The organism is Burkholderia pseudomultivorans (assembly GCF_001718415.1).
In the GTDB taxonomy this organism is placed as follows: Bacteria; Pseudomonadota; Gammaproteobacteria; order Burkholderiales; family Burkholderiaceae; genus Burkholderia; species Burkholderia pseudomultivorans_A.
Genome location: NZ_CP013377.1, coordinates 1693531 through 1713998 on the forward strand (window position 1 = coordinate 1693531; position 20468 = coordinate 1713998).

Consider the following 20468-nt stretch of genomic DNA (forward strand, 5'->3'; position numbering starts at 1 on the left):
GCGATGTCGACGCTCGAACCGACCGCCGCGCCGCGCGCCACGTCCGCGCCGGCCCACGCCCCCGCTGCTTCCCGCGCGGCCTGCACCGCATGCGAGGCCACGCTCGCGGCCGAAGCGCGCCGCGCGCGGACCTGGCCGACCGGCATCGTCGCCGCGCTCGCGTGGGGCGCACTCGGCGCGGTGACGCGGCTGTGGCCGAACCGCATCGTCGGCTTCACCGACTGGGCCTACACCGACACGTTCGGCACCGCCGCGTGGACGATCGCCGCGCTGCTGCTGGTCGCCGCGACGCTCGGCCACCGGCTGGCCGCGTCGCGCGTGCGGCTCGCCCGCCTGCGACCGGCCGGCCCGTGGCTGGTCGCGCTGCCGCTCGCGCTCGCCGCATGGGAAATCCTCACCGCGAAAACCGGCTGGCTGCCGACGCCGTTCTTCGCGCCGCCGCAAGCGCTGATCGAAGTCTATGTCGACGACTGGCCGCGCCTCGCCGGCAGCGCCGGCAACACGCTGAAGCTGCTCGCGCTCGGCTTCGCGTACGGCGTGTCAGTCGGGTTCGCGGTCGGCGTATCGATCGGCTGGTCGCGCCGGATCGGCTACTGGGTCCATCCCGTGCTGCGCGTGCTCGGCCCGGTGCCGGCCACCGCGCTGCTGCCGCTTACCTTCTATTTCTTCCCGTCGAGCTATTCGGCCGCCGCGTTCCTGATCGCGCTGGCGACCGGTTTTCCGGTCGCGGTGCTGACCTGGTCCGGCGTCGCGAGCGTGAACCGGCAGTACTACGACGTCGCGCGCACGCTCGGCGCGAACGCGCGCTTCCTCGTACTGCGCGTCGCGATTCCGGCCGCGCTGCCGCACGTGTTCGTCGGCATCTTCATGGGGCTGAGCGCGTCGTTCACGGTGCTCGTCGTCGCCGAGATGATGGGCGTCAAGTCCGGGCTCGGCTGGTATCTGAGCTGGGCGCAGGGCTGGGCGTCGTACGTGAACATGTATGCGGCGCTGCTCGTGATGGCGCTGCTGTTTTCCGGGCTGATCGCGCTGCTGTTCGCGGTGCGCGATCGTGTGCTCGCGTGGCAGAAAGGAACCGTCAAATGGTAGACGTCGCCGCTCTCGAACCTGTCGTTTCGGCATCGCCGGCCGGCACGCCGCCGCGCGGCGCCCGCATCGACATCCGCCGCGTGAGCCACGCGTTCGACGCGCCCGGCGGCCCGCTGCCCGTGCTCGACGACGTGACGCTGTCGGTCGCGGCCGGCGAATTCGTCGCGCTGCTCGGCCCGAGCGGCTGCGGGAAATCGACGCTGCTGCGCCTCGTCGCGGGCCTCGATGCCGCGCGGCAAGGCACGATCGCGCAGGACGGCACGCCGATCGAGCGGCCCGACCCGTCGCGCATCGTCGTGTTCCAGGACCCGACGCTCTACCCGTGGCGCCGCGTGCGCGCGAACGTCGCGCTCGGCCTCGAGGCGCGCGGCGTGGCGCGCGTTGCGCAGCATCGCGTCGACGATGCGCTCGCGCGGGTCGGGCTGCAGGACTTCTCGAACGTGTTTCCGCATCAGCTGTCCGGCGGCATGGCGCAGCGCGTCGCACTCGCCCGCGCGCTCGTCAACGACCCGCGCCTGCTGATCCTCGACGAGCCGCTCGGCAAGCTCGATTCGCTGACGCGGCTCACGATGCAGGCCGAACTGACCGCGCTGTGGCAGCGCGACGGCTTCTCGGCGCTGCTGGTCACGCACGACGTCGAGGAAGCGCTGTTCCTCGCGCAACGCGTGATCGTGCTCGGGCCGCGTCCCGCGCGCATCGTCGCCGAGCTGCGCGTCGACCTGCCGTATCCGCGTCATCGCGGCGATCCGCGTCTCGCCGAGCTGCGCCACGAAGCGCTGCGGCATCTCGGACTCGATGCGAGCTGGTAGATGCGCGGTGCCGGATTCGCTGGCCGGGTCGCGCTCGTCGGTCACGTCGGTCGTCGGGCCGCATCGCGGCGGCCGCTTCGCGCATGAACGGGCCGCCGCTCTCCGACTGGACGCTCGCGTTTCTGCAACTGCTGTATCGCGCGCAGGCCGCACTCGCGCGCACGCTGCATGCGCTCGGCCTGAGCGGCGACGCCGACGGCCAGGCCGCATGGCCGTGGGCGCACCGGATCGCGCTCGAAACGCTGCGCATCGACGCGGCGCTGACGCGGCAACTCGCGTTCGCGTGTGCGGCGACTGCGCTCGCCGTCGGGTTCGCACTCGTCGCAATCGCGTCGCGCAAGCGGCGATTCGCTTGCGCGATCGTCGCGCTGGCCGCCGCGTGGCTTGCGCCGTGGCCGCCTTCGTCGCTGTGGCTCGCGCCTGCGGTGCCGACCAGTTTCCAACGCAACCCCGTGCCGTTCTCGGTCGCGAGCGTGATGCACGGCGCGCGGCTGTATGCGAGCCGCTGCGCCGCATGCCACGGCGCGGATGGCCGCGGCGAAGGGCCGCTCGCGGCCACGCTCGCGCACTGGCCGCCGACCTTCGCCGGCACGCTGCTGGCCCGTCGCCTCGACGGCGAGCTGTTCTGGCGCGTGCGGCACGGCACGCGCGACGCAGGCGGCGCGCCGTCGATGCCGGGCTTTGCCGCGACGCTCGATGCGCAGGACACGTGGGCCGTGCTCGATTACCTGAAAGCGCTGGCGGCCGGCAGCGGCGCGCGGGCGGAAGGCGCGTGGCCGGTGCCGGTTGCGCTGCCCGCGCTCGACGTGCGCTGCGGCTACGCCGCGCCGCAGCCGCTCGCGCGCTGGCGCGACGGCCAGCGCGTGCGCATCGTTGCGCTCGCAACGGGTGCGGCGCCGCCGCCCGAGGATCCGCGCTGGCAGACGCTGCTCGTCACGACGCAGGGTGCGCCGATACCAGCCGCCGCCGACGCGCGCGCGAACTGCGTCGCCGCGACGCCCGACGCGTGGCAGGCGTTCGCGACGATCGCGGGCGTCGCGCCCGATGCGCTCGGCGGCACGCAGTTCCTCGCCGATCGCCGCGGCTGGCTGCGGGCGCGCGCGCTGCCGGGCAGCGCCGGATGGTCGGACGCCGACCTGCTGTGCCGCGCCGACGCCGGCGCGCGGCCGCCGTCGCGCACCGGCCCCGGCGATCGCGACCCGCTGACCGCGCTGCTGCAGCGCGTCGACGCCGAACCTGTGCGCGACGTGCAGGCGGGCTTGCCGCACTGAATTCCCGAACCCGTTTCTCGACCGAATCGACTTCACGATGAATCCGACCCGACGCCATTTCCTTGCGCAGGCCAGCGCACTTGCCACCCTCGCTGCCGCGCCGGCCGCACTGCACGCGCAATCCGGCGCACGGCCGCTGCTGCGCGCCGGCGACCAGAAAGGCGGGCTGCGCGCGCTGCTGGAGGCCGCCGGCGAACTGAACGGCCTCGCGTACGACATCGCGTGGACCGAGTTTCCGGCTGCCGCGCCGCTCGCCGAGGCGCTGAACGCGGCTGCCGTCGATTGCGGGCCGATCGGCGACGCGCCGGTGATCTTTGCGCTCGCGTCGGGCGCACGCATCAAGGTGATCGGCGCGAACCGCTCCGATCCGTACGGCACCGCCGTGCTCGTGCGGCCCGACGCGACGCTCAGGCGCGCGGCCGACCTGCAGGGCAAGCGCATCGGCACGACGCGCGGCTCGATCGGCCATTTCGTCACGCTGAAGGCGCTCGACGCGGCCGGCCTGCCGCCCGATGCGGTGTCGTTCCGGTTCCTGCCGCCGGCCGACACGATGCTCGCGCTCGCGACCGGCTCGATCGACGCGTGGGCGACCTGGGAACCCTATACGGCGCTCGCCGAGACGAGCGGCCGCGCGCGCGTGCTGGTCGACGGCCGCGGCCTGTGGTCGGGTCTCAGCTACGTCGCGGCGACCGATGCCGCGATCGCGTCGAAGCGCGACGTGCTGCGCGATTTCCTGCAACGCGTAGTCCGTGCGCAAACGTGGTCGTACCGCCACGTCGACACCTATTCCGCGACGCTCGCGCGCATCATCGGCATCCCGCCGGCCGCCGCGAAGCTGCAGTTCGAACGACGCCACACGCGCTGGCAGCCGATCGACGCGACGATCGTCGCCGAACAGCAGCGCACCGCCGATTTCTACCTGAAGGCGGGCCTGCTGCGCCAGCCGCTCGACGTACGCGCGACGTTCGACCACGGCTTTCCGTTGTCCGCGTGACGGCGGCGGCCCAACGACACAAAACGGGTCCGGGCCGATCTGGCACAATCGCGCTTTGACTATCCGCGCCGCGCGCCGCCAGCGTCATGCCAGCCATCGCCGAACTCTTCGTCTATCCGATCAAATCCTGCGGCGGCCTCGCGCTGCCGCGCGCGCAGTTGCTCGACACCGGGCTCGCGTACGACCGTCACTGGATGGTGACCGACGCGAACGGCCAGATGATCACGCAGCGCACGCACGCGCGCCTCGCGCTCGTGCAGCCCGCGTTCGACGGCGACACGCTGGTGCTGAACGCGCCGGGCATGCCGGAACTGCGCACGCCGCTCGACGGCAACGCGTCGTCCGCCACGCCGACGATGGCCGCCACCGTGTGGCGCGACACCGTCGAGGCGATCGACACCGGCGTCGACACGGCGGCCTGGTTCAGCGAATACCTCGGCATGCCCGCGAAGCTCGCGCGCTTCGCGCCCGGCTCGCGCCGCGCATGCAGCGCGAAATGGACCGGCGACATCGACGCGTCGACGAAATTCGCGGACGGCTATCCGCTGCTCGTGATCGGCCAGGCGTCGCTCGACGACCTGAACGCGCGGCTCGTCGCGAAAGGCGCGCCGGCGATCCCGATGAACCGTTTCCGGCCGAACATCGTCGTGGCCGGGCTCGACGCGTACGAAGAGGACTACGTCGAGCATCTCGACGCGGACGCCGGCGGTGCGGCGGCCGTGCGGCTGCGCCTCGTGAAGCTGTGCACGCGCTGCCCGGTGCCGACGATCGACCAGCGCATCGGCGCCCCCGACCCCGCCTGGCCGCACGAGCCGACCGACACGATGCAGACCTATCGCGCGCACCCGAACTACGACAACGCGCTGACGTTCGGCAACAACGCGATCGTCGTGCACGGCGCGGGTGCGTGGCTCGAAGTCGGCCAGCCGCTCGACGCGGAGATCGGCTTCGGCGACTGAGCGCGCCTGCGGCGGCACCCTGTAGCCGTCGCGACCGGACGGCGGACGGTCGCGTCGGCATCGTGAATCCGCTCAGGCCGCTCAGGCCCTTCTCCCCGCCTCGTCGCTCGCCGCCGGCAATTCGATCGTGACGATCAGGCCGCCGCCGGCCGCATCCACCAGCACCACGCGCCCTTGATGCACGCGCGCGACCTCGCGCACGATCGAGAGCCCGAGCCCCGTGCCTTCGACCGTCTGCGTCTTGCTGCCGCGATGGAAGCGCTCGAACACCGCGTCGCGTTCGTCCTCCGGAATCCCCGGCCCGTTGTCGATCACGTCGAGCCGTGCCTGCGCGCCGTCGCGCGACACGCGCACCGTGATCACCGCGCGGTCGCCCGCATAGCGGATCGCGTTGTCGATCAGGTTGCCGATCATCTCGCCGAGCAGGTCGGGCTGCCCGTGCACCTCGACATTGCCCTCGTGCTCGAAGCCGAGATCGATGCCGCGCGCACGCGCGACCGGCGACCAGTCGAGCGTCACGCTGCGCGCGAGCCGGTGCAGCGCGACCGGCTGGTGCGCGACCGCGTGGCCGCTGTCCGAATCGAGCCGCGACAGCGACAGCAGCTGCTGGACGATCTTCGCAGCCTGCCGCACCGCGCCGTTCACGCGCCGCAGATGCACGTTCACGCGCGGCTGCTCGTCGGGCCGCAGCGCGAGTTCGACACCCGCCTGCACGGCCGCGAGCGGCGTCTTCAGCTGATGGGCGGCATCCGCGAAGAAGCGGCGCCGCGCGACCTGCATCCGCTGCGTGCGGCCGATGTACTGGTTGATCGAATCGACGAGCGGCGCCAACTCGCTCGGCATGCCGCCCGTATCGAGCGGCGTCGGATCGTCCTCGCTGCGCGCGGCGACCGTCGCCGACAGCCGGTTCAGCGGCCGTAGCCCGCGCCCGACGCCGAGCCATACGATGCCGAGCGCGAGCACGACCAGCAGGCCTTCCTGCAGCAGCGAGCCGGCCAGGATTTCGCGCGCGAGCGCCTGGCGCGCCTCGATCGTCTCGCCGACCATCACCCACACGATGCGCGTCTGCGCGGTCGGCACGTCGTGCACCGGCACGCGCAGCGCCGCCATCCGCAGCCGCTCGCCGCGGTAGACGACGTCGTAGTAGCGCGTGACGAACAGCGCGCCGTCGCCCGCGTCGCCGCCTTGCGGCAACGGCAGGTCCGGATAGCCGGTGATGGTGCGGCCGTTGTCTTCGCGGATCAGGTAGTAGATCTTGCCGCCGTCGCCGGACTCGAACATCTCGAGCGCGAGATACGGCAGGTCGACCTCGATTTCGCCGTCGTTGAGCCGCACGCCTTCGCGAATCGACTTCAGCGACGACGACAGCGTGCGGTCGAACGCGACGTGCGCGGCGCTCATCGCACGCTGGTACGTGAGCCACGAATCGAGCGCGAGCAGGCCGAGCAGCGGCAGCAGCAGCCACAGCGCGACCTGCGTGCGGAGATTGGGACGGATCGTCATGCGCTGCGCCGCGCCGTCGTACATCGCGCATGCGCCGGCGCGGCCGACGGCCGCTTGCGGGCGGGGCGGCCGTTCATTCCGTTTTCGCTTCCAGCAGATACCCGAGCCCGCGCAGCGTGACGATCGCGACGCCGCTGTTCTCGAGCTTCTTGCGCAGCCGGTGCACGTAGATCTCGATCGCGTCCGGGTTGACCGATTCGTCGAGCCCGAAGATCTTCTCCGACAGCGTCTCCTTGTTGATCGCGCGGCCGTTGCGCAGGATCAGCACTTCGAGCACCGAGCGCTCGCGCGGCGTCAGCGGCAGCGCTTCGTCCGCGAGCCGGAAGCTGCGGTCGACGCTGTCGTACGCGAGCGGCCCGCATGCGACGCGCGAATGCTCGTGGCCGAGGCTGCGCCGGATCAGCGCGCGGGCGCGCGCTTCCAGCTCGGTCAGCTCGAACGGCTTCGCGAGATAATCGTCGGCCCCGAGGTCGAGCCCCTTCACGCGGTCCTCGACCGAGCCGTGCGCGGTGAGGATCAGCACCGGCACCGGATTGCGGCGCGCGCGCAGCCGCCGCAGCACCTCCAGCCCGTCGAGCTTCGGCAGGCCGAGGTCGAGGATCACCAGCGCGTAGTCCTGCGTGCGCAGCACGTGGTCCGCCGCCTCCCCGTCCGCCATGTGATCGACCGCGAAGCGCGCGGCGCTCAGCGCGTCGTTCAGCGACTGCGCCAGGTTCGGGTTGTCTTCGACAAGCAGCACACGCATGGGGACCTCGGGAAATCCATGACACAAAGGACGCTATTGTGAACCGAAATGAAAGCGGGCTGAAAGTGCTTCGCAATTACCATCCGCTGCACTCGAACAACACACAAGCGTAACTGGAGGAAGACATGCCGTTCGTACCGAAGCACCTCGCCGCCGCGCTGGCGGTCGTCCTGGGCAGCGCCGCCGGCACGGCCGCCGCACAGGTTCCGGCCGGGTATCCGGGTAACTACCAGGGCGTGATCGACGCCGCGAAGCAGGAAGGCAAGCTGATCGTCTACTCGACGACCGACACCGGCCTCGTGCGGCCGCTGATCAAGGACTTCGAAAGCCTGTACGGCATCAAGGTCGAATACAACGACATGAACAGCACCGAGCTGTACAACCGCTACATCAGCGAGAACGCGGCGAGCAGCACCAGCGCCGACGTGCTGTGGAGCTCGGCGATGGACCTGCAGGTCAAGCTCGTGAACGACGGCCTGATGGCGTCGTACGACTCGCCCGAAGGCGCGAACGTGCCGCAATGGGCGCAATACCAGAAGCAGGCGTACGGCACGACGTTCGAGCCGCTGTCGATCGTCTACAACAAGCGGCTGATTCCCGAGAACGAAGTGCCGAAGACGCGCACCGACCTGATCAAGCTGCTCGCGTCGCAGCCCGACAAGTTCAAGGGCAAGCTGACGACGTACGACGTCGAGAAATCCGGCGTCGGCTTCAATGCGCTGACGCAGGACGCGCACCTGAACGAAAAGGTCACGTGGGAGCTGGTGAAGGCGATCGGCGCGACCGGTCCGAAGCTGCAGTCGAGCACGGGCGCGATGATGGAACGGATCTCGTCGGGCGAGAACCTGATCGGCTACAACATCATCGGCTCGTATGCCTACGCGAAGGCGAAGAAGGACAAGTCGATCGGCTACGTGTTTCCGAAGGATTACACGCAGGTCGTGAGCCGTCTCGCGACGATCTCGAAGAAGGCGAAGAACCCGAACGCCGCGAAGCTGTGGGTCGACTACCTGCTGTCGAAGCGCGGCCAGACGCTGATCGCGAACCAGGCGAACCTGTATGCGATCCGCACGGACGTGAACGGCGAAACCTCGGCCGCGAGCCTCACGAAGGAACTCGGCGATTCGCTGAAGCCGATCCCGATCGGCACCGGCCTGCTCGTCTATCTCGACCAGTCGAAGCGACTCGCCTTCCTGAAGCAGTGGCAGCAGGCGATCAAGCGCTGACCTGCTGATCGACGGGCCGCCCGGTTCGCGGGCGGTCCCTTCCCCTTGATGACGTCCTGGAGGCGGCCATTCGGATGGCCGCAGGGGTACACGCATGCTTTCAACCAGCACACGCGGAACGGCGCCGGCCGTTCCGCCCACCACCGGCAGCGGCGGCGCGGTTCCCGCGCTGCCGGCCGGCAGCCTGCAGCCGCTCGCCGGCATGCTGCGCTGGATCGTCGTCGCGGTGCTGACCGTCGCGGTCGCGCTGCCGCTCGGCTTCATCCTGTTCCAGAGCCTGCTGTCCGCGCCGTTCTTCGACGCGAACAAGACGCTCGGCATCGAAGGCTTCCGCTTCATCTTCAGCGATCCCGACTTCTGGTCGGCCGTGAAGAACTCGTTCGTCATCGCCAGCGGGATGCTGTTCATCTCGATCCCGCTCGGCGGCATCCTCGCGTTCCTGATGGTGCGCACCGACCTGCCCGGCCGCCGCTGGCTCGAACCGCTGCTGCTGACGCCCGTGTTCGTGTCGCCGATGGTGCTTGCGTTCGGCTACGTGGTCGCCGCCGGCCCGGTCGGCTTCTATTCGGTGTGGTTCAAGGCACTGTTCGGCGCGCAGAGCGTACCGTGGAACGTCTACTCGATCTTCGCGATCACGGTGATCGTCGGCCTCACGCACGTGCCGCACGTGTACCTGTACTCGTCGGCCGCGCTACGCAACCTCGGTTCCGACGTCGAGGAAGCCGCACGCGTGAGCGGCGCGCGGCCGTTCCGCGTCGCGCTCGACGTGAGCCTGCCGATGACGATGCCCGCGCTGCTGTTCGCCGGCGTGCTGGTGTTCTTCCTCGGCTTCGAGGTGTTCGGGCTGCCGCTCGTGCTCGGCGATCCGGAAGGCCATCTCGTGCTCGCGACCTATCTGTACAAGCTGACCAACAAGCTCGGCGTGCCGTCGTATCACCTGATGGCCGCGGTCGCGGTATGCATCGTCGCGATCACGTTCCCGCTCGTGCTGCTGCAACGCCGGCTGCTGAAGACGGCCAACCGCTTCGTCACCGTGAAGGGCAAGGCCGGCCGTTCGACCGTGCTGCCGCTCGGCGTGTGGCGCTGGGTCGCGCTCGCGATCGTCGCGCTGTGGCTCGCGCTGACCGTGATCGTGCCGATCTCCGGCATCGTGCTGCGCGCGTTCGTGACCAACTGGGGCGAAGGCGTGGCGCTCGCGGAAGTGCTGACGCTGTCGAACTTCGTCGAGCTGTTCGAACAGGACAACCTGGTGCGCGCGATCGTCAACACGCTCGGCATCGGCGTGATCGGCGGCGCGCTCGCGATCGGCTTCTACTCGCTCGTCGCGTTCGCCGGCCATCGCCGCCACGACTGGGCGACGAAGCTGCTCGACTACCTCGTGCTGCTGCCGCGCGCGGTGCCGGGGCTGCTCGCCGGTCTCGCGTTCCTGTGGATCTTCCTGTTCGTGCCGGGCCTGCGCGAGCTGAAGAACTCGATGTGGAGCATCTGGATCGCGTACACGGTCGTGTGGCTCGCCTACGGGATGCGGCTGATCCAGAGCGCGCTGCTGCAGGTCGGCCCCGAGCTCGAGGAAGCCGGGCGCAGCGTCGGCGCGACGCGCCAGCGCGTGTCGCTCGACGTGACGCTGCCGCTCGTGCGCTTCGGTCTGCTCGCCGCGTGGCTGCTGATCTTCATGATCTTCGAGCGCGAGTATTCGACCGCCGTCTATCTGCTGTCGCCCGGCACCGAAGTGATCGGCGCGCTGCTCGTGTCGCTGTGGGCGACGGGCGCCGTCGACCAGGTTGCCGCGCTCTCTGTCATCAACATTGCGATGGTCGGCGTCGGTCTCGGCGTGGCCCTGCGTTTCGGAGTGAAACTTCATGGATAAGCTCATCGTCGACGATCTGCATCTGAGCTACGGCGCCAACCCGATCCTCAAGGGCGTGTCGTTCGAACTGAAGGCCGGTGAAGTCGTGTGCCTGCTCGGCGCATCGGGCAGCGGCAAGACCACGCTGCTGCGCGCGGTGGCCGGCCTCGAGCAGCCGTCCGACGGTCGTATCCAGCTCGACGACCGCGTGTTCTTCGACGGCGCGCAGCGCGTCGACCTGCCGGTCGAGCAGCGCTCGCTCGGCCTCGTGTTCCAGTCGTATGCGCTGTGGCCACACCGCACCGTTGCCGACAACGTCGGCTACGGCCTGAAGCTGCGCCGCGTCGCGCCGGCCGAGCAGAAGCGCCGCGTGCAGACCGCGCTCGACCAGCTGGGCCTCGGCCATCTCGCGGAACGCTTTCCGCACCAGCTGTCGGGCGGCCAGCAGCAGCGCGTCGCGATCGCGCGTGCGCTCGTCTACAACCCGCCGGTGATCCTGCTCGACGAGCCGCTTTCGAACCTCGACGCGAAGCTGCGCGAGGAAGCGCGCGCGTGGCTGCGCGAACTGATCGTGTCGCTCGGCCTGTCCGCGCTGTGCGTGACGCACGACCAGACCGAGGCGATGGCGATGTCCGACCGCATCCTGCTGCTGCGCAACGGCCGCATCGAGCAGGAAGGCACGCCGGCCGAGCTGTACGGCGCGCCGCGCTCGCTGTACACGGCCGAGTTCATGGGCAGCAACAACCGGATCGACGCGCGCGTCGCGGCGATCGACGGCGAATGCGTGACGCTCGCCGGCGACGGCTGGGAAATCCGCGCGCTGGCGCGCGACACACTCGCGCCGGGCCAGGATGCGCAGGCCGTGATCCGCCTCGAACGCGTGCAGGTCGCCGACGGCCCCGGCGCCAACCGGCTGCAGGCCGAGCTCGTCACGTCGATGTATCTCGGCGACCGCTGGGAATACCTGTTCCATTGCGGCGACATGCGGCTGCGCGCGTTCGGCCACGTGCCGCGCACGGCCGGCAAGCACTGGATCGAGTTCCCGACCAACGACTGCTGGGCGTTCGCGAAAGCGGGCTGACCCGGGCGGCGGCTTGCGCGCCGCATCTGTTTCACCTCAACCACAAAAACCAAGGAGACACCGTCAATGAAGTCACGTTCCCTTCGCGCCGCGGTCCTGACCGGCTCGGCCGCCGTCGCCGGTCTCGCGGCCGGCGCCGCGCACGCGCAATCGTCAGTCACGCTGTACGGGATCATGGATGCCGGCATCGAGTACACGAATCACGCGGCGCCGGAAGGCGGCAGCTCGGTCAAGCTGAAGTCGGGCAACAAGAACACGTCGCGCTGGGGCCTGCGCGGCGTCGAGGATCTCGGCGGCGGCCTGAAGGCCGTGTTCCGCCTGGAAAGCGGGATCGATCTCGCGAACGGCGCGTTCGACGACGGCCCCGACTCGATCTTCGCGCGCCGCGCGACGGTCGGCCTGAAAGGCAAATGGGGCGAGCTGACGCTCGGCCGCAACTACACCGTCACCTACGACTACCTGCTGCCGTTCGACCCGATGGGTTATGCCCAGAACTACTCGTGGGCGACCTCGTCGATGGCGACAAGCGGCCGCAAGGACGGCATGTTTACGCGCTCGTCGAACGCGGTGCGCTACGACGGCGAGTTCAGCGGCTTCAAGTTCGGCGCGCTGTACGGCTTCGGCAACGTGCCGGGCAGCGTCAAGACCAGCTCGAAATACGACTTCGCGCTCGGCTACGAAACCGGACCGTTCGCGGCGGTGGTCACGTTCGACCGGCAGAACGGCGCAGCCGACAGCGTCACGCCGGCCGACACGGTCAACTACATCCAGGGCATCCACGCAGGCCTGAGCTACGACTTCGGCAACCTGAAGACGATGGCCGGCTACCGCAACTATCGGCGCACGTATCACACGAGCGCCGCGAACCAGCTGAGCGACACGTACTGGGTCGGCGGCTCGTACCAGTTCACGCCGACGTTCTCGCTGATCGCGGCCGTCTATCACCAGGACATCAAGGGCGGCACCGACGCCGATCCGACGCTCGTGTCGATGCGCGCGAATTACGCGCTGTCGAAGCGCACGGTGCTGTATCTGTCCGGCGCGTTTGCGATCGCGAAGCACGACCAGAAGGTCGGTGTGTCGCGCGATTTCGCCGGGTATGGGACGACGCAGGTGGGCGTGACGGCGGGGATTCAGCAGCGGTTTTGACACCTCGCTCGACGACGCGGGCGACGGTACGCACGTCGCCCGTGCCTGTGCGCGGTGCGGTTATCTGCGCTCGCGCGCCGTCGTGCGCCGCCTTTCCGCACTCGCATGAAGTCGCTCACGCAGGAGCGCCGCCTACTACGGCAACATGGCTTTGAGTCGATCAAAGCCGGTGGGCGGCAACGGGATCTCGCCATCATGGTCAACGGCGGTATCGAAGATCAGCGATTCCCTGGTCCATATCAAGCGAACGGCATCCGGGTACGCGTACGTGCGCTCGGCAAGCAATCGCATATCGGAGGTCCGATAGAGCCGCAAAAGGATTCGCTCCCCTCCGAGGTACGCATATCGCGCGGTGTAGCGTCCCCCGTCGCCCCGGGAAAGTTCGGTGACGAACTGCGTCGCGCGTGTGCGTAAGCGAGCGTCCTTGTAGTAGACGCCGGCGCAGAACAACAAGACGACAATTGCCAGAGCGGAACCGAGCGCTTTCATTCCCGACTTCATTCGTTCGAGGCGTCCCTCATGGCGCGAGAAGCTGTATAGGACGACGATCAACAGACCTACCATGATTCCGAGCAGGACGACGGCCGCGAGTGCGATCACGCCGGCCGCTTGCACACCTATCGCCAATCCGTTCATTCGAAATGCACCGTTATGGGCTTGGCCAGCATGATCGCCTGTCGTCGGGAAATGTGATGAAGTCGCCGGCTCGATGGTGCCTCGCTTGCCATGGTCGACACAATCGAATCCCGAATTAGGTCGTTCCAGTTCCGCATACAGGAATCGCACATACGCTCGTCCGTTCCGGGCGGAAACGCGTTTCCTGATGCATCTCGTAGACAAGCTAGCGGCGCAGCGTGACGCGCGCAGCATTGTTGAAGACTGCAAACAGTGAATTCGTCATTGGACGCGCGCTCGGGGCATTCGCAATCGCGAAGCAGGTGCGCAAGGTCTACGTGTCGCGCGATTTCGCCGGATATGGCACGGCCCAGATTGGCGTGACGGCGGGAATTCAGCAGCGGTTTTGACGCCTCGCTCGGCGCCGCGGGCGGCGGCACGCATGTCGCCCGCGGCGCCGCACGGCGGTCAGCGTTCCGCTCCCATCGTGAACACCGTACGAACGGCACTGCTCGTGTCGTTCCAGTGTGCGCCGACCGCCGACAGCGGCACCACGCGTGTGTCGAGCGTCAGCCGCGCGAGTGCGGCGGCGTCGAACACGCGGCGCGCGACCGAAGTCAACCGCGGCAGCGGCACGCTGCCGAGCCCGCTGCCCATCAGTTCGATTGCGGCGGCGCGCAGCACGGCGCCCGGCAGCGACACGTCCGCTCCGCCGATCGAGCCAATCTGCACAAAGCGCAGCGGGCGTCCCGCCGGCAGGTTCGGCGCGGCACTCACCAGCAGCGTGCGCGCGGTATCGCCCCACAGATAGTCGAGCACGACGTCGACGCCCGCACGCCAGTGCGGTTCGAGCGCGCGCGCGAGCGCGGCGGCGTCCTGCTGCAGCGGCACGACGGCATCGGCGCCGGCGTCCAGCAGCGCGTGCAGCGCGGCCGGGTTGCGGCCCGTCGCGATCACCGTCGCGGCGCCGAGGTGCTTCGCGATTCGCGCCGCGAGGCGGCCCGACGCGCCCGTCGCGCCGTTGACGAGCACTGTCTCGCCGCCCGCAATGCGTGCGCGCTCGGTCAGCGCGGCCCACGACGACATCGCCGGGATCGCGATCGCGGCGGCCGTGACGTCGTCGAGATCGTCCGGCAGCGGCACCCACTGCGTATCGGGCACGATCGTGCGCTCGGCCATCGCGCCGAACGGCGCCGCGGCGCTGAAGAAGTAGACGCGCTGCCCGTCGTCGAGCCGCCCGACGCCGTCGACGCCGACGACGGACGGGTAGCGCCCGTCGAACGAATAGTGCGCGCCGGAAGCCCGCCCCTGCGCCAGCCGGCTCAGCGCCGACGCCGTCACGTCGATCAGCCGGTGACCCGGCTGCGCCTGCGGCGCGTCGAATTCCGCATAGACCGGCCCTTCGCCGCGCCCCTTCACGACTGCTGCCTTCATGTCGACTCCTCGAATTTGCTGATGTGAATACCCGGCCTGGGCACGCGTACGCTTGACGTCGCGGTGCCGGCAACCGTCAATGCGCGTCGAGCCAAGCGCGCAGCGCGCCATCGCGCACGTCGAGCACATCGAACAGCCCGAGCGCGCGCAGCGCCGGCAACGCGTCGAGCACGTCGGCTTCCGCGCGGGCGCACTCGGCCGTCGACGCATGCGGGTCGGTCAGCACGCGCGCATTGACGAGAAACGCACCGACGGTGCCCTTGCGGATCGTCGTGTCGCCGGCGTCGATCCGGTCCTGATCGTCGGGAAGCAATTGTTCGGCTCGCATCGTTTGGCTCCGTGTCTGTGATCGAAGCGCACAATTTACGCGTGCGATCGATGCCGATCTCCGGTATAAGAGCCATTCGATACGGAGATTCGGCCATGTCCGCCCCCCTTCTTCCCGTGCGGCTCGTGCTCAGCGACGACGGTCCGTTCGTCGCCGCGGCCGTGCTCACGCAGCGCGACGCGCGTACGACCGCGCCGCACGCGCATGCGCGCGGACAACTCGTCGGCGCGCTGAGCGGGCTGCTGTCGATCGGGCTCGACGATCAGGACTGGGTCGTGCCGGCAATCCATGCGATCTGGATTCCGCCGCACTGCCGGCATGGGCTGCAGTCGTTCGGACCGTTTTCGGGATGGTCGGTGTTCGTGGCCGAGGCGCGCTGCGGCGCCTTGCCGTCGGAACCGCGCGCGATCCGCACGACGCCGTTGCTGCGGGAAGCCGTGCGGCGCGCGGCGAGTTGGGACGGATCCGGGCTCGACGCCGCACAGACGCGGATCGCCGAAGTGATCGTCGACGAAATCGCCGCGTCGGAGGCGCAGTCGCTCGGCCTCGTGCGGCCGCGCGACCCGCGGCTCGTCCGGATCACCGATGCGCTCGCGGCCGATCTGGCCGACAACCGCCGGCTCGAAGACTGGGCGCGCTGGGCCGGAATCGGCGCGCGCACGCTGAGCCGGCGCTTTGTCGCGGAGACGGGGCTGACGTTCGCGCAGTGGCGTCAGCAGGCGCGGCTGATGCGCGCGCTCGAAAAAGTGGCCGACGGCGTGCCGGTCACGACGATTGCGCTCGATCTCGGCTACGACAACGTGAGCGCGTTCATCGACATGTTTCGGCGTGCGCTGGGGACGACGCCGGGGAAGTATGGGGAGCTTGCGCGACTTGAAACCGGGAAGGACGCAGGTTCGTCATGATCCGCGTGCAGCGCGGGGGCGATCGGATCGATGTCGCCGAACGTAACGCGCACAGCATTGTTGAAAGCTGCAAATAGCGAATTCGTCGTTCGGCACCGGTCCGGCGCGTTCGCGAAGCAGGACCGAAAGGTCGATGAGTCGCGCGATTTCACCGGGTATGGGACGACGCAGGTGGGAGTGACGGCGGGGATTCAGCAGCGGTTTCGAGCCTCGATGAGCGACGCATTAGGACGAAGATGCATCTCGCTTCTTCGTCCGGCTCGTTTCGTTCGTTTCCCTCGCGCGAGTGTCGCGAAAATCGCCGGCAGCATGCCGGTGACGGCGATCGCCAGGAGCGACGCCCGTGCAATGTATGGACGCTGTACGAGAGCATCGACGCGCGATCACATCACATCGCTGGATCCACGCACCGCGCAACACCCGTTCAAAGAAGTACCCGATAGGCTTCGAGCGCCTGACAGGTCTGAACCATGCCTTGTCGCCGCAAGATCTCGAGATACCGGTCTGCAGTCAACGGTGGTTGTTTGAGCGCCTCTCGCTGTCGCCTCGCGGCCGCAACGACCACGGCCGGTTCAAGGTCGAAAAGATTGTCGACGAACTCGTCGGGATGCTGCGCCTCGATGCCATACGGCGACAACACCTCTTCGGGAAAGTCCTTCCGGTTGAACGTCACGATCACGCTGGCGTTGCAGCGGATTGCAGCGGCAAGCACGTGACGATCATCGGCATCCGGAAGAACAAGCCCGGCAATCAGCGATTCATAACCGGTCACGACGGCATCGGGTATCGCTCGATCCATCAAACTTGAGGTTCGATCAAGCTGTTCCGCTGTCAGGTCCGGATGGTTCTCCAACAGATTGCGCTTCCACTCATCGCGAATATGCGCGCTCCAGCGGGCCCGGAAACATCCGCTTCAACGCAAGGCGCATCAGGAAATCGCGAAGTGGCGCGGGATAAAGTACACAGGCATCGTAGACGGCCGTAAATGCCGAACTCGTCATTCGTAGCCCATCCGCAGTTCCTGTGCCTGCTTGCTCAGTTCCTCCATTGCATCGGCACTCGCCTGGTCGCGCTCAGCCTTGTAGCGCATCAGATCGGAAAAGCGCACGCGCCGATGCTTGCCTGTCCGGTGATAGGGCAATGCATTCGATTCAAGCAGCTTGATCAGGTGCGGGCGGGAGACATTGAGCAAATCTGCCGCTTCCTGGGTCGTCAATTCCGCATGAACCGGCACAACCTTGACCGCGTTGCCGTCCGCCAACTCCGCAAGAATATCCACCAGCAGGCGGAGCGCAGATGTCGGCAGTTCGACCTGATGCGCTCGATTCTCGTCATCAAAGATCTGAATGCGCTGCGTATCGTTTCGTGTTGCGAGATAAGCCGCCAGCATGCGTTGCCCCTCGACGGCCGCCTGCATCTCGCGCTCGACGGGCAAGATCATGTCGGGTGTCGTGGCATGAGGCATGGCGCTCTCCAATCGGAATTTCAGAACTCCCTCAGTCTATTCGAAATAAACGAAACTTGATCAAGCCCCCAAATATGCCGAGTACAGCCGGTTTCCTCGTTCAATACGCCCCATCCCCCTTCCTCCCAACATCCCCCTCCTTCCCCTTGAACAGCGCCGCCAACCGCTCCGCCCCCCTCGCCAGCAACGTCGTATCGACGCCAACCGCCACGAACAGCGCGCCCGCTTCGAGGTAACGCCGCGCGGCCGCTTCATCCGCACTGAGTATCCCCGGCGCCTTCCCCGCCGCCTTGATCGCCCGGATCGCGCCGTCGATCGCCGCCTGCACGTCCGGATGCCCGGGATGGCCGAGATGCCCGAGATCGGCCGCGAGATCCGCCGGCCCGATGAACACGCCATCCACGCCTTCGACACGCGCAATCGCATCGACCGCATCGAGTCCCGCGCGCGTCTCGACCTGCACGAGCACGGCCATCTCCTCATTCGCGCGATGCAGGTAATCGTCCACGCGATTCCAGCGCGACGCGCGCGCGAGCGCGCTGCCGACGCCGCGAATCCCGTGCGGCGGATAACGCGTCGCCGCCACCGCCGCGCGCGCTTCGTCGGCGCTCTGCACCATCGGCACCAGCAGCGTCTGCGCACCGAGGTCGAGCACCTGCTTGACGATCACCGGATCGTTCCACGGCACCCGCACGACCGGCTGCGACGGATACGGCGCGATCGCCTGCAGCTGCGCAAGGATCGTCGGCACCGTGTTCGGCGCGTGCTCGCCGTCGATCAGCAGCCAGTCGAAACCGGCGCCCGCGACGACTTCCGCGCTGTACGCATTCGCAAGGCCGAGCCACAGCCCGATCTGCGCATCGCCGCGCGCGAGCGCGGCCTTGAAGGCATTCGAAGGAATCTGCATCGTGGGTTCACCCGAAGTAGCACTGAATCGTCCCGAGCGGGCCGTAGTCGACGCTGAACGTATCGCCCGGCCGCGCCGCGCACGGCCGCGTGAACGATCCGCCGAGCACGATCTGGCCCGGCTCCAGCGCGACGTCGAAGCGCGCCAGCCGGTTCGCGAGCCACGCGACGCCGTTGGCCGGATGGTTCAGCACGCCGGCCGCGACGCCCGTTTCCTCGACCACGCCGTTGCGCGACATGATCGCCGCGACCCAGCGCAGGTCGACGTCCTGCGGCTTCACGGGCCGCCCGCCGATCACGACGCCCGCGTTCGCCGCGTTGTCGGCGATCGTGTCGAACACCTTGCGCGGCCGCTGCGTGTCGGGATCGATCGACTGGCTGCGCGCGTCGATGATCTCGAGCGCGGGCACCACGTAGTCGACGGCGTCGTACACATCGAAGATCGTGCAGTCCGGGCCGCTCAAGCGCTTGCCGAGCACGAATGCGAGCTCGACCTCGACGCGCGGCACGATGAAGCGGCCGGTCGGAATCGTGCCGCCGTCGTCGAAGAACATGTCGTCGAGCAGCGCGCCGTAGTCGGGCTCGTCGATCTGCGACGTGTTCTGCATCGCCTTCGACGTCAGGCCGATCTTGTGCCCTTTCAGCGTGCGGCCTTCCGCGAGCTTCAGCGCGACCCACGCGCGCTGGATCGCATACGCGTCGTCGATCGTGATGTCGGGATGGTCGAGCGAGATCTGGCGGATCTGCTTGCGCTCGCGCTCGGCGTCGTGCAGGCGGCGGGCGAGCTGGTCGATGATGGCGGTGTCGAGCATGGTCGGATCGGGATCGGGGTCAGTCGGCCCGCTTGTAGCGGGCATGGATGTTGTTGTGCTTGTACGTGCCGCTTTCGCTGAACTCGGTCAGCTCCATCGACAGCGCGAGATAGCGCTTCGCATACAGCTCGGCGAAATGTGTCTTGATCGCATCGAACAGCGCGTCGCACGCGGCCTTTTTCTGCGCGTCGCTGCGGCCCGAACCGATCTTCAGCGTCACGTGGACGAACGCGTCGTCGGCGCTGCCGTCGGCGACGCAGTAGTCCTGCAGCTCGATCGCGCGCGAGCGAATTCCGCCGATCGGAAACACGCCGCCCTGTGCGATCAGCGTCGCGTTGATCGTGCGCAGCAGCGCCGGAATGCGCGCGTCGTCGCGGATGTTCGCGGTGTATTCAACGACGATATGGGGCATGGCTCATCCTGTCGGTCGGAGTGGGCGCCGTGGTGCTCAGCACAGCGGAAAAATCGCATTGATCTGCCCCGTCCCCGAACTCGCGAAGTAGTCGGTGACGATCTCGACCGGCTTGTTGTAACGGTCCCAGCCGAGCAGCCCGAGCAGCATCGCGGTGTCGTGCATCCCGCCCTCGCCGTGGCAATGCGTGTTGTAGTCGGGCAGCATCGCGCAGAACGTCTTGAAATCGCCCTGCTTCCAGAGCTCGACCACGCGCAGGTCGACCTGGCGGAAAAACTCGCGGCTGATCTCGTGGATCGATTCCTCCGGGCTGCCGTTGTCGTTGAAGCGGTGCGACAGCGATCCGCTCGCGAGGAACGCGACGTTCGAATCGCTCTTCTCGATCGCTTCGAGCAGCGCCTCGCCGAAGCGGCGGCTTTCGTCGAGCTGATGCCACATGCACCAGCCCGCGATCGACACGACCTTGAAGTGCTGGTCGCCGTTCATGTAGCGCATCGGCACGAGCGTGCCGTATTCGAGTTCGAGGCTGTCGATCTCGTGCGCGCGCGTCGCGATCCCGCGTTCGCTGGCCGTTTCGGCGATCAGCCGGCCGAGCGCGGGATTGCCCGGATACGCGTACGTCATGTCGCGGATGAAATGCGGCAGTTCGTTGCTCGTGTACGTGCCGGCAAACCGCGCGTTGCAGTTCACGTGATAGCCGGCATTGACGAGCCAGTGCACGTCCGACACGACGATCGTGTCGACGCCGAGCGCGCGGCAGCGCTCGCCGATCAGCTGATGGCCGCGGATCGCCGCTTCACGACAGCCGTGATGCCTGCCGGGCAGCTCCGACAGGTACATCGACGGCACGTGCGTGATCTTCGCGGCGAGGGACAGTTTGCCCATCGTGAGTCTCCGTTTGTTCTTGCGGCAGATCGAC

The 20468-nt window shown here is 68.2% G+C and carries 20 protein-coding genes and 3 pseudogenes; 12 read left to right on the top strand and 11 right to left on the bottom strand.

The window, feature by feature from the left end; all coding sequences use genetic code 11:
• The first annotated feature begins 3 nt into the window (after positions 1-3).
• From WS57_RS07170 to WS57_RS07190, 5 genes are all read left to right on the top strand, one after another.
• Complete coding sequence (locus WS57_RS07170; protein WP_069243963.1) at positions 4-1089, top strand: ABC transporter permease; 1086 nt, start codon at positions 4-6, stop codon at positions 1087-1089.
• Entirely contained in the window at positions 1083-1898 is an 816-nt protein-coding gene (locus tag WS57_RS07175) for an ABC transporter ATP-binding protein (protein WP_069243964.1), read from the top strand. The genes WS57_RS07170 and WS57_RS07175 overlap by 7 nt, the downstream gene beginning before the upstream one ends.
• A gap of 83 nt (positions 1899-1981) precedes the next feature.
• The gene (locus tag WS57_RS07180; protein ID WP_069243965.1) at positions 1982-3169 is read left to right on the top strand and encodes a c-type cytochrome; all 1188 of its coding nucleotides are present in this window, start codon (positions 1982-1984) and stop codon (positions 3167-3169) included.
• Positions 3170-3206: 37 nt separating this feature from the next.
• Positions 3207-4163 (top strand): ABC transporter substrate-binding protein, encoded by a 957-nt coding sequence (locus WS57_RS07185; protein ID WP_059602993.1) that lies wholly within the window; start codon positions 3207-3209, stop codon positions 4161-4163.
• 86 nt (positions 4164-4249) lie between these two features.
• Entirely contained in the window at positions 4250-5122 is an 873-nt protein-coding gene (locus tag WS57_RS07190; protein ID WP_069243966.1) for an MOSC domain-containing protein, read from the top strand.
• Between the two features lie 81 nt (positions 5123-5203).
• On the opposite strand, the gene WS57_RS07195 is transcribed toward WS57_RS07190, so the two are convergent.
• Both WS57_RS07195 and WS57_RS07200 read right to left on the bottom strand, forming a co-directional pair.
• Positions 5204-6625: a sensor histidine kinase gene (locus tag WS57_RS07195; RefSeq protein ID WP_069244352.1), complete on the bottom strand. Its 1422-nt coding sequence runs from the start codon at positions 6623-6625 to the stop codon at positions 5204-5206.
• A gap of 73 nt (positions 6626-6698) precedes the next feature.
• Positions 6699-7370 carry a response regulator gene (locus WS57_RS07200; protein WP_059515655.1) on the bottom strand — a complete coding sequence of 224 codons (672 nt, stop codon included), beginning with the start codon at positions 7368-7370 and terminating at the stop codon, positions 6699-6701.
• 125 nt (positions 7371-7495) lie between these two features.
• On the opposite strand from WS57_RS07200, the gene WS57_RS07205 reads away from it, so the two are divergent.
• The 4 genes from WS57_RS07205 to WS57_RS07220 all read left to right on the top strand — a co-directional run bounded on the left by WS57_RS07205 (position 7496) and on the right by WS57_RS07220 (position 12672).
• Positions 7496-8596 carry an ABC transporter substrate-binding protein gene (locus WS57_RS07205; RefSeq protein ID WP_040129378.1) on the top strand — a complete coding sequence of 367 codons (1101 nt, stop codon included), beginning with the start codon at positions 7496-7498 and terminating at the stop codon, positions 8594-8596.
• Between the two features lie 94 nt (positions 8597-8690).
• Positions 8691-10463 carry an ABC transporter permease gene (locus WS57_RS07210; protein ID WP_069243967.1) on the top strand — a complete coding sequence of 591 codons (1773 nt, stop codon included), beginning with the start codon at positions 8691-8693 and terminating at the stop codon, positions 10461-10463.
• A complete protein-coding gene (locus WS57_RS07215) occupies positions 10456-11523 on the top strand; it encodes an ABC transporter ATP-binding protein (protein WP_059478440.1) in 1068 nt (355 codons plus the stop codon). The genes WS57_RS07210 and WS57_RS07215 overlap by 8 nt, the downstream gene beginning before the upstream one ends.
• A 66-nt stretch (positions 11524-11589) precedes the next feature.
• Positions 11590-12672, top strand: a complete 1083-nt coding sequence (locus WS57_RS07220) for a porin (protein ID WP_069243968.1) — start codon at positions 11590-11592, stop codon at positions 12670-12672.
• A 135-nt stretch (positions 12673-12807) separates the two neighbouring features.
• Here WS57_RS07220 and WS57_RS07225 read toward each other — a convergent pair whose 3' ends face one another.
• Positions 12808-13458 (bottom strand): hypothetical protein, encoded by a 651-nt coding sequence (locus WS57_RS07225; RefSeq protein ID WP_230940134.1) that lies wholly within the window; start codon positions 13456-13458, stop codon positions 12808-12810.
• A gap of 122 nt (positions 13459-13580) precedes the next feature.
• Between WS57_RS07225 and WS57_RS07230 the strand changes: the two are divergent.
• A pseudogene (locus tag WS57_RS07230) lies at positions 13581-13697 on the top strand (porin); the annotation flags it as partial.
• A 58-nt stretch (positions 13698-13755) separates the two neighbouring features.
• On the opposite strand, the gene WS57_RS07235 reads toward WS57_RS07230, so the two are convergent.
• Both WS57_RS07235 and WS57_RS07240 read right to left on the bottom strand, forming a co-directional pair.
• The gene (locus WS57_RS07235; RefSeq protein ID WP_069243969.1) at positions 13756-14721 is read right to left on the bottom strand and encodes a quinone oxidoreductase family protein; all 966 of its coding nucleotides are present in this window, start codon (positions 14719-14721) and stop codon (positions 13756-13758) included.
• Between the two features lie 76 nt (positions 14722-14797).
• Positions 14798-15049, bottom strand: coding sequence for a hypothetical protein (locus WS57_RS07240; RefSeq protein WP_009691202.1), 252 nt, complete (start codon positions 15047-15049; stop codon positions 14798-14800).
• Positions 15050-15144: 95 nt separating this feature from the next.
• Here WS57_RS07240 and WS57_RS07245 point away from each other — a divergent pair, with 95 nt between their 5' ends.
• Together WS57_RS07245 and WS57_RS37950 are read left to right on the top strand one after the other, a co-directional pair.
• A complete protein-coding gene (locus WS57_RS07245; RefSeq protein ID WP_009691203.1) occupies positions 15145-15954 on the top strand; it encodes an AraC family transcriptional regulator in 810 nt (269 codons plus the stop codon).
• A 69-nt stretch (positions 15955-16023) separates the two neighbouring features.
• A pseudogene (locus WS57_RS37950) lies at positions 16024-16158 on the top strand (porin); the annotation flags it as partial.
• Between the two features lie 220 nt (positions 16159-16378).
• On the opposite strand, the pseudogene WS57_RS07250 reads toward WS57_RS37950, so the two are convergent.
• The 6 genes and pseudogenes from WS57_RS07250 to hpaD form a co-directional block, all read right to left on the bottom strand.
• Positions 16379-16955: pseudogene (locus tag WS57_RS07250) on the bottom strand (PIN domain-containing protein).
• Entirely contained in the window at positions 16952-17419 is a 468-nt protein-coding gene (locus WS57_RS07255) for a helix-turn-helix domain-containing protein (RefSeq protein ID WP_059515667.1), read from the bottom strand. Before WS57_RS07255 ends, WS57_RS07250 begins: the two are co-directional and overlap by 4 nt.
• 100 nt (positions 17420-17519) lie before the next feature.
• Positions 17520-18326 carry a 4-hydroxy-2-oxoheptanedioate aldolase gene (gene hpaI / locus WS57_RS07260; protein ID WP_059602998.1) on the bottom strand — a complete coding sequence of 269 codons (807 nt, stop codon included), beginning with the start codon at positions 18324-18326 and terminating at the stop codon, positions 17520-17522.
• Between the two features lie 7 nt (positions 18327-18333).
• Positions 18334-19137, bottom strand: coding sequence for a 2-oxo-hept-4-ene-1,7-dioate hydratase (hpaH, locus tag WS57_RS07265; RefSeq protein WP_009691206.1), 804 nt, complete (start codon positions 19135-19137; stop codon positions 18334-18336).
• 19 nt (positions 19138-19156) lie between these two features.
• Entirely contained in the window at positions 19157-19549 is a 393-nt protein-coding gene (locus WS57_RS07270; protein ID WP_009691207.1) for a 5-carboxymethyl-2-hydroxymuconate Delta-isomerase, read from the bottom strand.
• 36 nt (positions 19550-19585) lie between these two features.
• Entirely contained in the window at positions 19586-20434 is an 849-nt protein-coding gene (gene hpaD / locus WS57_RS07275; protein ID WP_009691208.1) for a 3,4-dihydroxyphenylacetate 2,3-dioxygenase, read from the bottom strand.
• Positions 20435-20468 lie beyond the last annotated feature (34 nt).

Bases quoted from the DNA above. Each gene is read 5' to 3' on its own strand.
- WS57_RS07170 (WP_069243963.1), top strand. From the start codon at position 4: ATGTCGACGCTCGAACCGACCGCCGCGCCGCGCGCCACGTCCGCGCCG.
- WS57_RS07175 (WP_069243964.1), top strand. From the start codon at position 1,083: ATGGTAGACGTCGCCGCTCTCGAACCTGTCGTTTCGGCATCGCCGGCC.
- WS57_RS07180 (WP_069243965.1), top strand. From the start codon at position 1,982: ATGAACGGGCCGCCGCTCTCCGACTGGACGCTCGCGTTTCTGCAACTG.
- WS57_RS07185 (WP_059602993.1), top strand. From the start codon at position 3,207: ATGAATCCGACCCGACGCCATTTCCTTGCGCAGGCCAGCGCACTTGCC.
- WS57_RS07190 (WP_069243966.1), top strand. From the start codon at position 4,250: ATGCCAGCCATCGCCGAACTCTTCGTCTATCCGATCAAATCCTGCGGC.
- WS57_RS07195 (WP_069244352.1), bottom strand. From the start codon at position 6,625: ATGACGATCCGTCCCAATCTCCGCACGCAGGTCGCGCTGTGGCTGCTG.
- WS57_RS07200 (WP_059515655.1), bottom strand. From the start codon at position 7,370: ATGCGTGTGCTGCTTGTCGAAGACAACCCGAACCTGGCGCAGTCGCTG.
- WS57_RS07205 (WP_040129378.1), top strand. From the start codon at position 7,496: ATGCCGTTCGTACCGAAGCACCTCGCCGCCGCGCTGGCGGTCGTCCTG.
- WS57_RS07210 (WP_069243967.1), top strand. From the start codon at position 8,691: ATGCTTTCAACCAGCACACGCGGAACGGCGCCGGCCGTTCCGCCCACC.
- WS57_RS07215 (WP_059478440.1), top strand. From the start codon at position 10,456: ATGGATAAGCTCATCGTCGACGATCTGCATCTGAGCTACGGCGCCAAC.
- WS57_RS07220 (WP_069243968.1), top strand. From the start codon at position 11,590: ATGAAGTCACGTTCCCTTCGCGCCGCGGTCCTGACCGGCTCGGCCGCC.
- WS57_RS07235 (WP_069243969.1), bottom strand. From the start codon at position 14,721: ATGAAGGCAGCAGTCGTGAAGGGGCGCGGCGAAGGGCCGGTCTATGCG.
- WS57_RS07240 (WP_009691202.1), bottom strand. From the start codon at position 15,049: ATGCGAGCCGAACAATTGCTTCCCGACGATCAGGACCGGATCGACGCC.
- WS57_RS07245 (WP_009691203.1), top strand. From the start codon at position 15,145: ATGTCCGCCCCCCTTCTTCCCGTGCGGCTCGTGCTCAGCGACGACGGT.
- WS57_RS07255 (WP_059515667.1), bottom strand. From the start codon at position 17,419: ATGCCTCATGCCACGACACCCGACATGATCTTGCCCGTCGAGCGCGAG.
- hpaI (WP_059602998.1), bottom strand. From the start codon at position 18,326: ATGCAGATTCCTTCGAATGCCTTCAAGGCCGCGCTCGCGCGCGGCGAT.
- hpaH (WP_009691206.1), bottom strand. From the start codon at position 19,137: ATGCTCGACACCGCCATCATCGACCAGCTCGCCCGCCGCCTGCACGAC.
- WS57_RS07270 (WP_009691207.1), bottom strand. From the start codon at position 19,549: ATGCCCCATATCGTCGTTGAATACACCGCGAACATCCGCGACGACGCG.
- hpaD (WP_009691208.1), bottom strand. From the start codon at position 20,434: ATGGGCAAACTGTCCCTCGCCGCGAAGATCACGCACGTGCCGTCGATG.